This is a genomic window from Pseudomonas sp. GM78 (genome assembly GCF_000282475.1).
Classification (GTDB): domain Bacteria; phylum Pseudomonadota; class Gammaproteobacteria; order Pseudomonadales; family Pseudomonadaceae; genus Aquipseudomonas.
In genome coordinates this window covers 1-9,881 of sequence record NZ_AKJF01000031.1, presented here as the reverse complement: position 1 = coordinate 9,881, position 9,881 = coordinate 1, and the positions used below count along the sequence as shown (strand labels likewise).

The following is a 9,881-nucleotide window of genomic DNA, read 5'->3' as shown; positions in this document are numbered from 1 at the left end:
CCCGCCAGCATCGGATACCGCCGCCGCGAGCCTGGGAGTGGAGACGCCCACCATCGGCGATTGGATGATCGGCAATTGGATGCTCAATAGGGACAACAGAGGATTGGACATGGCAGCACCTGGACCTGACGGATGAAAGTGAACGCTGGAACTCTACGCTGGACAGCGTGCAAGCCCGAGCTTGCACGCCCTCCAACCCGAAAGCGCGTGAAGCTCTACTTGGAGGTCGGCATGGCGAACTCGGCGCCCTTGGCAATGCTGTTCGGCCAGCGCTGCATGACCGACTTCTGCTTGGTGTAGAAACGCACGCCCTCTTCGCCATAGGCGTGCATGTCACCGAACAGCGAGCGCTTCCAGCCACCGAAACCGTGCCACGCCATCGGCACCGGAATCGGCACGTTGATGCCGACCATGCCCACCTGGATACGGGTCGCGAATTCACGGGCGATGTGGCCGTCGCGGGTGTAGCACGCGGTGCCGTTGCCGAATTCATGGGCATTGACCAGATCGACCGCCGCGGCAAAATCCTTGACCCGCATGCACGCCAGCACCGGACCGAAGATTTCTTCCTGGTAGATCTTCATCTCGGGGGTGACATGGTCGAACACCGTGCCACCGAGCCAGAAGCCCCCGGCGCAATCGGCACCGGCTTGCGAGCCATCAAAATCACGGCCGTCGACCAGCATCTCGGCGCCTTCGGCGATGCCTTGCTCGATGTAGCCGGTGATGCGCTGGTGCGCCACTCGCGAAACGATCGGGCCCATTTCCGCGGCCAGGTTCATGCCCTCGAGGATCTTCAGCGTCCGGGTGCGCTCCACCAGTTTGGGGATGACCTTGTCGGCCACATCACCGACGAACACCGCTACCGAGATCGCCATGCAGCGCTCGCCGGCAGAACCGAAGGCCGCGCCGATCAGCGCATCGACCACCTGCTCGACGTCGGCATCGGGCATCACCACCATGTGGTTCTTCGCCCCGCCCAACGCCTGCACGCGCTTGCCGTGGCGAGCACCGGTCTCGTAGATGTAGTTGGCGATAGGCGTCGAGCCGACAAAGCTCACGGCCTTGACTTCAGGGTGATCGAGCAGCGCATCCACGGCTTCTTTATCACCCTGCACCACGTTGAACACGCCGTCGGGCAGCCCGGCCTCCTTGAACAACTCGGCGATCAGCAGCGAGGGCGAAGGATCGATCGGGCTCGGCTTGAGCACGAAGGTGTTGCCGCAGGCGATGGCCACCGGAAACATCCACATCGGCACCATCACCGGGAAGTTGAACGGCGTGATGCCGGCCACCACGCCCAGGGACTGGCGCAGGGTCCAGTTGTCGATGTTGGTCGAGACCTGCTCGGTGTAGTCGCCCTTGAGCAGTTGCGGGATGCCGCAGGCGAATTCGACGACTTCGATGCCGCGCGTCACTTCGCCCTGGGCATCGGTGAAGACCTTGCCATGTTCGGTGGTGATCATCCGGGCCAGGGTGTCGCGGTGCTCGTTGAGCAGCGCGAGGAACTTGAACAGGATGCGCGCGCGGCGCAGCGGCGGCGTCGCCGACCAGGCGGGAAAGGCGGCGGCGGCCGACTGCACCGCGGCGTCGACATCGGTTGCGCTGGCCAGGGCCACCTTGCCAATCACCGCACCGGTGGCGGGGTTGGTGACGTGCTGCGAGCGACTGGAAGTGCCGGGTGTCAGGCGACCGTGAATGTAGTGTGCGATGTCTGCTGGCTGGTTGCTCATGGCGGGTGTCCCCTGGTGGTGGATAAGAGCCATCTCTTGTTGTTGTCAGGCCGGGGCTGTTGAGCGCTCCCGACATGGCCAAGTTAGGCCCGCCGATAAATCATGTAAAATGATGATTAATGATCCTAAGGATCATATTTTATGAAGCAGCCATTTCGCCCGATCGCCCAGGCGGCGCTTCCAGTCCGCAGCCAGGCCGACGCTGTCCGCCAGCGCCAGCAAATCGTCGATCAGTGGCCGGTGCGACAATTGCACCTGCCAGAACTGGTCGATGGAAAAGCGTTCGTTGTGCCGTTCGAGCAATACAATGCGGTCCCCCGCTTGCAGCAAGCCCGGCTCGAGCACCCGGTAGTACCAGCCGGTGATCCGCTCCCGGGCGACGAACATCGACATGTGTTCGGCATCAAAACGATGGTTGATCTTCCAACAGGGACTGCGCGGCTGGGAGACCTGCAACAGGCTGCTGCCGACGCGGAACACGTCGCCGATGTGCACGTTGAGTTCCGAAAGCCCGCACGCGGAAATGTTCTCCCCCAAGCTCCCCGCGACCAATTGTGCGGCACTGAGCTCAAAGGCCTGCGCCAGGCGCTGGTAGTTTTGCGCCGCATACTGATGCACAGCCTTTTCCGGACCGCCGTGCACCCGGGTGTCGCCGTGCTGGTCGCCGACGATTCCCTGCAGCTCCACGCGCACCGGGCCTGCCTGGCGTTGCTTGAAGATGCCCGTGCGTTGCCCTTCAGGCTGCAACACCCCCAGGCCTCCAGCGAAGACATGGTCGATTGTCGAAGTCGGTGTCATGGGTAGACCTGCGTTCATTACCTGATTTCGGCCACTTTACTAATCACCGGGAAACACCGTAAAGTGATCGTTAAACATGGCAACAATCACTTTTTCTGATAGATGGTGACGATCATGGAAATGCGCCAACTGAAGATTTTCTGCGCCGTGGCCGAGCTTGGCAGCTTCACCGCCGCCGCGTTGCAGGTGAATACCGTGCAGTCCAACGTCACCATGCGCGTCAAGGAACTGGAAGCCGAACTCAATCGCGAGCTGTTCATCCGCAAGAAGTCCGGGGTGGTACTCACCTCGGCGGGCGAGACCTTTCTTGGTTATGCGCGGCGCATCCTGCAACTCACCGACGAGAGCCGCAGCGCCCTGATGGACACCGGCAGCCCGACCGGCCTGCTCAGGCTCGGCTCGATGGAAACCACCGCCGCCATTCGCTTGCCGCAAGTGCTGACTCGCTACCGCGAGCAGTATCCCGACGTGCAGTTGTCGTTGCTGACCGGCACCACGGTCGAGTTGATCAAGGCCATTGAAGCCCATCGCCTCGACGGCGCTTTCGTCGGCGGCTTCCACCAGAACTCGGCGCTGGCCCAGGAAGAGGTGTTTTGCGAAGAGTTGGTGCTGGTCAGCAGCAACCAGTTCGAAACGCTGTCGGCGCTGATCGAGAAAATGCCCCAGCAGACCGTGCTGGTGTTCCGCACCGGCTGCTTCTATCGCTCGACCCTGGAAAACTGGTTCTACCAGGTGGGACTGGTGCCCAACCAGATCATGGAACTGGGCACGCTGGATGGCATCCTGTCGTGCGTGGCGGCGGGCATGGGCGTGACCCTGTTGCCCAAGGCCATCGCGGAAAACTGCAGCGTGCGCCATGCCATCCGCTGCCACACCCTGCCGGCGGAATTCGCCAATGTCTCCACGGTGTTCATCCGTCGCAACGATACGATGATCACCTCGGCGATGAGTGCGTTCATCGGCTTGGCGCAACAACAGATCGCCAAGCCTGCGATCACCCTGTAGGAGCTGCCGCAGGCTGCGATCTTTTGATCTTGATCTTAAAAAAAAATCAAAAGATCGCAGCCTGCGGCAGCTCCTACAGGGGGCCATCGGTCATTCAGCCCAACGCGGTGGCACGATTGATTTCGCCGAACGCCAGGCGGGTGATCGGCGCCAGCCCACGCGCCAGCTCCGCCACCCGCTCGGCAGCCGGCACGACACTGTGGATCTTGCCCACCCCCTGCCCCGCATACAGCGACAACTTCTGCGCCATTCGAGGTTTGTCGATCGCCCGGGCGCCGCCGCCGATCAAGCGCAGCAGGTTCCATTTGTCCCGATTGGGGATCACCCGGTGCGGCGTGCCGTAGGTCCAGCCGAAGGAATAGCCGGTGCGGTACTCGGTGTCATCGGTGGTCGCCTCGACGATCTTCTGCTTGTACAGCGGATGGGCGTTGGACTCATCGGTGGCAATAAACGCCGTGCCCACCACCACCCCCGATGCACCCAGCGACATCAGTGCGCGCACGTCGTCGCCGTGGGTGATACCACCGGCTGCCAGCACCGGCTTGCCCTCGGCGACCGCCAGGATCGACGTCAACAACGGCATGATGCCAATCGTGCCGCGATTGAGGTGCCCGCCACTTTCACTGCCCTGGGCAATGATGATGTCCGCGCCCTGGGCAATGGCGATGCGGGCCAGCTCCACCGTCCCTGCTTGCACCATGACCAGCAGCCCGGCGTCTTTCGCTCGGGGAATCATGTCGGCGGCATACTTCTCGGCATAAAACAGCGACAGCAATTTGGGCTTTTCCTTGAGAATCACCTGAAACTGCGCTTCGAACACATCCGGTCCACCGAACTGCGGCACCAGGTTCACCCCGAAGGGCTGGTCGGTCAGCGCACGCGTTTCCTCGATCCAGCGACGCAAGGCCAAGGGCGGCAGGCGCAAGCCGCCGAGCACGCCCATGCCCCCGGCGTTGGCCACGGCCCCGACCAGTTGCGGGCCGGAAATGGCGGCCATGCCGCCGAGGAATATCGGGTACTCCACGCCGCAGAGCCGGGTGACGACATTACCCGAAAAACCGGTTTTGTCCTGTTTCATGACTCACAGCTCCACATGTTTGCCCAGCATCCGCTTGAGCGTGTTGTTCTTCAGGAGAAAGTGATTCTTTACTGCGCCGAAAACATGCAGTGCCAGCCCGGCGAGGAACGCCGAGGCGCCAATGTCGAACAGCACATCGACCACATGCTTCAACGTCTGGTTGGCCGGCAGGATGCTCGGAATCCACCATCCGCCCGGCAGTTCGACGACCTCGCCGGTAGCGGCCCGTGAAGCCCACACCGCGATCGGCAACAGCACCATCGCCAAGGCCAGCGACACCGCCACCGAGCGGCTGATGATCACTTCGATAGGGTTCGGCGTGCCCACCGGCAGCGGATGATAGGAGGTGACCCGCGCCCAGAACCGGTAGCACGAGACGAGGAACAGGATCAGCCCCAGCAGGTTTTGCACCCTGCCAAACTGCAGTTGCTGCGCCTCGCTGGAGGCGTGGCCGATCAACAGTTGCAGGCCGAAAATCGCCAACAAAGAAAACGCCACGACCCAGTGCAGGGCGACGGTGATGGGTGAAAATCTCAGGCCATTGTCTCGTAGTTGCATGGCTGACTCCTTTTGCAAAATGCGCAAATCAGGAAAGGATGGACCGCGAAGGTCTTAGTGGTTGACCGCCTGCGCTGCGCCGAGCCCGGTCTGGGCGCGGATCAACTGATCATCGAAACGCTCGCGCTCGAGCACCGCGCCATGGCTGCGGTCAGTGACCGAGCCCAGCCAGGTGAACAGGAATGCCACGTTCATCGAGATGATCGCCGGGTAGTCATAGGGGAAGATCGCCTCGGCATTGCCCAGCACCTTGACCCACACTGCTGGCGAGAGAACGACCAGCCCCACCGCACTCACCAGCCCGGCGACACCGCCGATCAGCGCACCCCGGGTGGTGAGCCCTTTCCAGTACATCGAGAGCACCAGGATCGGGAAGTTGACCGAGGCCGCCACACCGAAGGTCAGCGCGACCAGAAAGGCAATGTTCTGATCCTTGAACAGAATCCCCAGCACCACTGCGACGATGCCGATGCCCACCGAAGCAATGCGCGATACGCGACGCTCGTCCCTGGCTTCGGCCTTACCCTTCCTGACCACCATCACGTACAAGTCGTGGGAGATCGCCGACGTGCCGGCCATGGTCAGCCCCGAGACCACCGCCAGGATCGTCGCGAACGCCACGGCGGAAATGAAGCCCAGCAGCATGTCGCCACCCACGGCTTTGGCCAGGTGCATCACTGGCATGTTGGAGCCGCCGATCAACTTGCCCGCCAGATTGCCGGACTCGTAAAACGCCGGGTCTTGCCCGACGATCACGATGGCCGCCAGGCCCAGCACCGCCACAATCAGGTAGAAAAAGCCGATGAAGCCGGTGGCGACGAACACCGATTTGCGCGCCTGCTTGGCGTCCGGCACGGTAAAGAAGCGCATGAGAATGTGCGGCAGACCTGCGGTGCCAAACACCAGTCCCAACGCCAACGAGATCAGCGACAGCGGGTCGGCCACCAGTTTGCTCGGCAGCAGGATCCGTTCACCATCGCGGTGCGCGGCCACGGCTTTTTCGAACAACAGGTCGAAGGAAAAACCGAATTTGCTCAGCGCCAGAAACGCCAGCAGCGTCCCGCCCACCAGCAGCAGCCCGGCCTTGATGATCTGCACCCAGGTGGTGGCGACCATGCCGCCGAAGGTGACGTACACCGCCATCAACAGCCCCACGGCAATCACCGCATAGTTGTAAGGCAGACCGAACAGCAGCTGGATCAACTGCCCTGCCCCTACCATCTGGACCACCAGATAAAAGCACACCACCGTCAACGAACCGAAGGCCGTCATCGTGCGGATGCGGTTCTGGTCGAGGCGGAAAGAGGCGATATCGGAGATGGTAATGCGCCCCAGGTTGCGGATGCGCTCGGCGAACAGAAACAACAGCAAGGGCCAGGCGACAAAGAAGCTGATCGAGTACAGCACGCCATCGAAGCCGTTGAAGAAGATCATGCTGGTGACCCCCAGCAACGCCGCCGCCGACATGTAGTCACCGGCCAGAGCCAGACCGTTCTGGAAGCCGCTGATGCCACCGCCGGCGGTGTAGAAATCGTCCATGGATCGGGTTTTCGAGGCGGCCCAGTACGTGATGCCCAGAGTCGTCACGACGAACACCAGGAACATGCTGATGGCGGTGATGTTGATCGGTTGTTTTTCGACGTTCTGGATGACGTCACCGGCCATGGCGCGAGCCGCGAATACGCACAGCAGAACGGGAAGGATGAGGTTCAGCAGGAGGCGTTTCATACGATGGCCCCCGCGCGGATTTCTGCAGTCAGGTCGTCGAACTCACCATTGGCGCGATGAATGTAGAGCCCGGTGAACAACCAGGCCCCGACGATGAACACGGCACCTAGAGGCCAACCGATGCTGATGATGCTGGTCGCGGAAAGTTTGGTCGCCAGCAGCTGGGGGGCGAAGGCGGCGACGAGGATGAACGTGAAGTACGGGACAAGGGTTGCCGCGGTCAGACTGGCGACGAACGTTCGCTGCCGCGAGACCAGCTCCTTGTACCGGGGATGGTTGCGGATTCTGGCTGATTCAGTTGCATGGTTCACGTTGACTCCGTGTAGCAGTGGTAGCGTTATTGTTGTTCCACAGCCTCAGATTCAGACTCGATCCGCCACTGGCTGCGGTATCTGTGCCCCTTCAACCTATGCCCGGCACACAATCATGTAAAATGATCAATAATGATCTAGTTGATCGTTTTTGGTGAATCTACTATTCGTGGATTTGCTGCGCGACTTCTCACCCAGCCATTGATCCCCGCGCACAACACCAGCAGTGCACCGGTCACCAGGAACACGTGCTGCAACCCGAAATGCGCACCGATCTGGCCACCGATCAGCGGCCCGATCACCTGCCCGGAAAACTGCGCCGATTGCAGATAGCCGAGGATTTTTCCAGTGTCGTGATCCTCGACCGATTGCCGGATTAGCTTGGCTATGGCCGGCAGCAGGCCGGCGATGGTCATGCCCATCAGCCCCCGCAATACCGCCAGTTGCCACCACTGCGTGACGAATGCCTGGGGCACCATGACGATGCCGGTCAACACCAGGCAACCGATGATCACGTTCCAGCTGCCGACTCGATCGGCCAGCGCACCGAGCCTGGCGGCGGTCAGGATGCTGCCCAGCGCCGAACAGGCCATCACCACCCCGGCAATCCGCGCCTGATCATCAAAGGCAACGCCCAAGTGACCGATGTAGACCGTGATGATCGGCTCGATCGACATGTTGGCCAGCAGCACCATCATGGCCGTCATCAGCAGCGCGCCAATGATCGGCCAGCGAGAACCGGTACCTTCGACCGGGATTTTTTTCTCGCGTCGGGCCCCGTCCGTACTGCGCTCGAAATCCTCGCGAATCAGCACGATGGTGGTGATGGCCGCCACCGCGATCATCGCGCCACCGACAAAAAAAGTGCCGCGGATACCCACCAGCTGCGGCAGAAATCCCCCCACCAGCGGCCCGATCAGGTTGCCGGACAACGCCCCCGTCGACAGCACCCCCAGCGCCCAACCGGCTTTTTCCCGTGGTACCTGGGAGCCGATCATCACGATCGAAGCCGAGGCATAACCGCCGATGAGCCCGGCGATCAGGCGCAGCACCACCAGATCGGTAACGTTTCGCGCCAGACCGATCAGCGACATCACGATCGCCATGCCGATGGCCGCGCGGACCAGCATCGGTTTACGCCCGAAACGATCCGCCAACCGGCCCCAGAGTGGCGCGGTAATCGCCGTGCCAAAGAACGTCGCGCCGAACGCTACGGCCGACCACTGCACCACATCGGCCTGCCCGGTGACGCCCAGTTGTTGCACATAGAGCGGCAGGAACGGCAACAGCATGCTCAGGCTCACCAGTGTGGTGAACGAGCCGAACACACAAACAGCCAGGTTGCGACGCCAATAGGCAAGGTTACGATCGGCGTAATTCATGAGGCCATGTGCTCCGCTGGTGAATGTCAGTCGGGCAGACCTTATCTCGCGGCAAGATATCTCAGATAACGAATTATTAAGATCACAGACATCTGCAATAGAGATACCTGCGTTTATTACATGATGTATCAACTGTAATGCCTTGCCAGCGGTTTATCTTCAAGCCGCCGCTTTTTACAGTGGCGGATGGCGTCCAAGCCCACCGAGTTCCTTCCACTCCACGAGCGAACCTTCATGCCCCACGACTTGAATCATCTTGATGCCGCGCTGGCCGCGTACCCACGGGTGGCCCTGCTCGAAGGCCCGACCCCGATCCAGAAACTGTCCCGCTTGAGCGGCTTGCCCGAACTCAATGGCTGCCACCTCTATGTCAAACGCGACGACCTGACCGGTCTCGGCGGCGGTGGCAACAAGCTGCGCAAGCTGGAATTCCTGCTCGGCGAAGCCCTGGCCGAAGGCGCCGACACACTGGTGACCTGGGGTGGTTTTCAATCCAACCATGCAAGGCTGACCGCGGCGGTGGCGGCCCGTCATGGCCTGGCCTGCGAGCTGCTCCTCACACCCTCGGCCGTGCGCACCGATGACGATTTTTGCCACAACGGCAATGTGTTGCTGGATGCACTGTTTGGCGCGAAGGTCCATCGGCTGGCTCGGGGTGTCTTGCCTGATACCTTTGCGGCGCAGTTGGTCGACACGCTCAAGGGCCAAGGCAGGAAGCCCTTTGTGATGCCCCTCGGCGGGTCCAGCCCCCGGGGCAGCCTGGGATATGCCGCCTGCGCGGGCGAGATCCTGCGCCAGGAGGATGCGCTGGGCGTGCATTTCGAGCAAATAATCGTGCCCAATGGCAGCGCCGGCACGCACTCAGGGCTATTGGCCGGCATCACCCTGGCTGGCGCATCGACGCAAATCCTTGGCTACTCGGTGCTGGCGAGCGAGGAACAGGCCACGAGCACGACCCTGGAAAAAACCCGCCAGGTTCTACAGCTGCTTGATCGGTCCACAACGCTGGCCGATCCGTCGGTTCGCGTGGATGGCAGTCAACTCGGCGATGCCTATGGTGCGCCGACTGAAGCGATGCTTGAAGCGGTGCGTCTGCTGGCGTCGCAGGAAGGCTTGCTCACTGACCCTGTCTACGGCGGCAAGGCCTTTGCCGGGCTGCTCGCGGCTGTACGCCGGGGGGACTACCCGGCGGGCAGTAATCTGTTGTTTGTGATGACTGGCGGCATGCCTGGGCTGTTTGCTTACCGTAGCGCCTTTGACTGAGGGTTGTACGGACCGGACACATGGT

10 protein-coding genes are annotated in these 9,881 nt (G+C 61.7%); 2 read left to right on the top strand and 8 right to left on the bottom strand.

Annotation, left to right across the window (positions count from 1 at the left end; translation table 11 throughout):
* From PMI35_RS34530 to PMI35_RS28045, 3 genes are all read right to left on the bottom strand, one after another.
* The coding region (locus PMI35_RS34530; protein WP_008055478.1) for a nitronate monooxygenase at positions 1-111 on the bottom strand (111 nt) is incomplete at its 3' end.
* A 104-nt stretch (positions 112-215) separates the two neighbouring features.
* Positions 216-1,733: a CoA-acylating methylmalonate-semialdehyde dehydrogenase gene (locus PMI35_RS28040; RefSeq protein ID WP_008055475.1), complete on the bottom strand. Its 1,518-nt coding sequence runs from the start codon at positions 1,731-1,733 to the stop codon at positions 216-218.
* A 132-nt stretch (positions 1,734-1,865) separates the two neighbouring features.
* Positions 1,866-2,531, bottom strand: a complete 666-nt coding sequence (locus PMI35_RS28045; protein ID WP_008055474.1) for an MOSC domain-containing protein — start codon at positions 2,529-2,531, stop codon at positions 1,866-1,868.
* A gap of 114 nt (positions 2,532-2,645) precedes the next feature.
* Here PMI35_RS28045 and PMI35_RS28050 point away from each other — a divergent pair, with 114 nt between their 5' ends.
* Positions 2,646-3,536, top strand: coding sequence for a LysR family transcriptional regulator (locus tag PMI35_RS28050; protein WP_032831333.1), 891 nt, complete (start codon positions 2,646-2,648; stop codon positions 3,534-3,536).
* 94 nt (positions 3,537-3,630) lie between these two features.
* Here the strand turns inward: PMI35_RS28050 and PMI35_RS28055 are convergent, their stop codons facing one another.
* The 5 genes from PMI35_RS28055 to PMI35_RS28075 form a co-directional block, all read right to left on the bottom strand.
* The gene (locus PMI35_RS28055) at positions 3,631-4,614 is read right to left on the bottom strand and encodes an NAD(P)H-dependent flavin oxidoreductase (protein WP_008055472.1); all 984 of its coding nucleotides are present in this window, start codon (positions 4,612-4,614) and stop codon (positions 3,631-3,633) included.
* 3 nt (positions 4,615-4,617) lie between these two features.
* Positions 4,618-5,172 carry a cytochrome b gene (locus PMI35_RS28060; protein ID WP_008055471.1) on the bottom strand — a complete coding sequence of 185 codons (555 nt, stop codon included), beginning with the start codon at positions 5,170-5,172 and terminating at the stop codon, positions 4,618-4,620.
* Positions 5,173-5,226: 54 nt separating this feature from the next.
* Entirely contained in the window at positions 5,227-6,900 is a 1,674-nt protein-coding gene (locus tag PMI35_RS28065) for a cation acetate symporter (protein WP_008055470.1), read from the bottom strand.
* The gene (locus PMI35_RS28070) at positions 6,897-7,211 is read right to left on the bottom strand and encodes a DUF485 domain-containing protein (protein WP_008055468.1); all 315 of its coding nucleotides are present in this window, start codon (positions 7,209-7,211) and stop codon (positions 6,897-6,899) included. Before PMI35_RS28070 ends, PMI35_RS28065 begins: the two co-directional genes overlap by 4 nt.
* A 137-nt stretch (positions 7,212-7,348) precedes the next feature.
* Positions 7,349-8,593: an MFS transporter gene (locus tag PMI35_RS28075; protein ID WP_008055466.1), complete on the bottom strand. Its 1,245-nt coding sequence runs from the start codon at positions 8,591-8,593 to the stop codon at positions 7,349-7,351.
* Between the two features lie 234 nt (positions 8,594-8,827).
* Here PMI35_RS28075 and PMI35_RS28080 point away from each other — a divergent pair, with 234 nt between their 5' ends.
* Positions 8,828-9,856: a D-cysteine desulfhydrase family protein gene (locus PMI35_RS28080; protein ID WP_008055463.1), complete on the top strand. Its 1,029-nt coding sequence runs from the start codon at positions 8,828-8,830 to the stop codon at positions 9,854-9,856.
* Positions 9,857-9,881 lie beyond the last annotated feature (25 nt).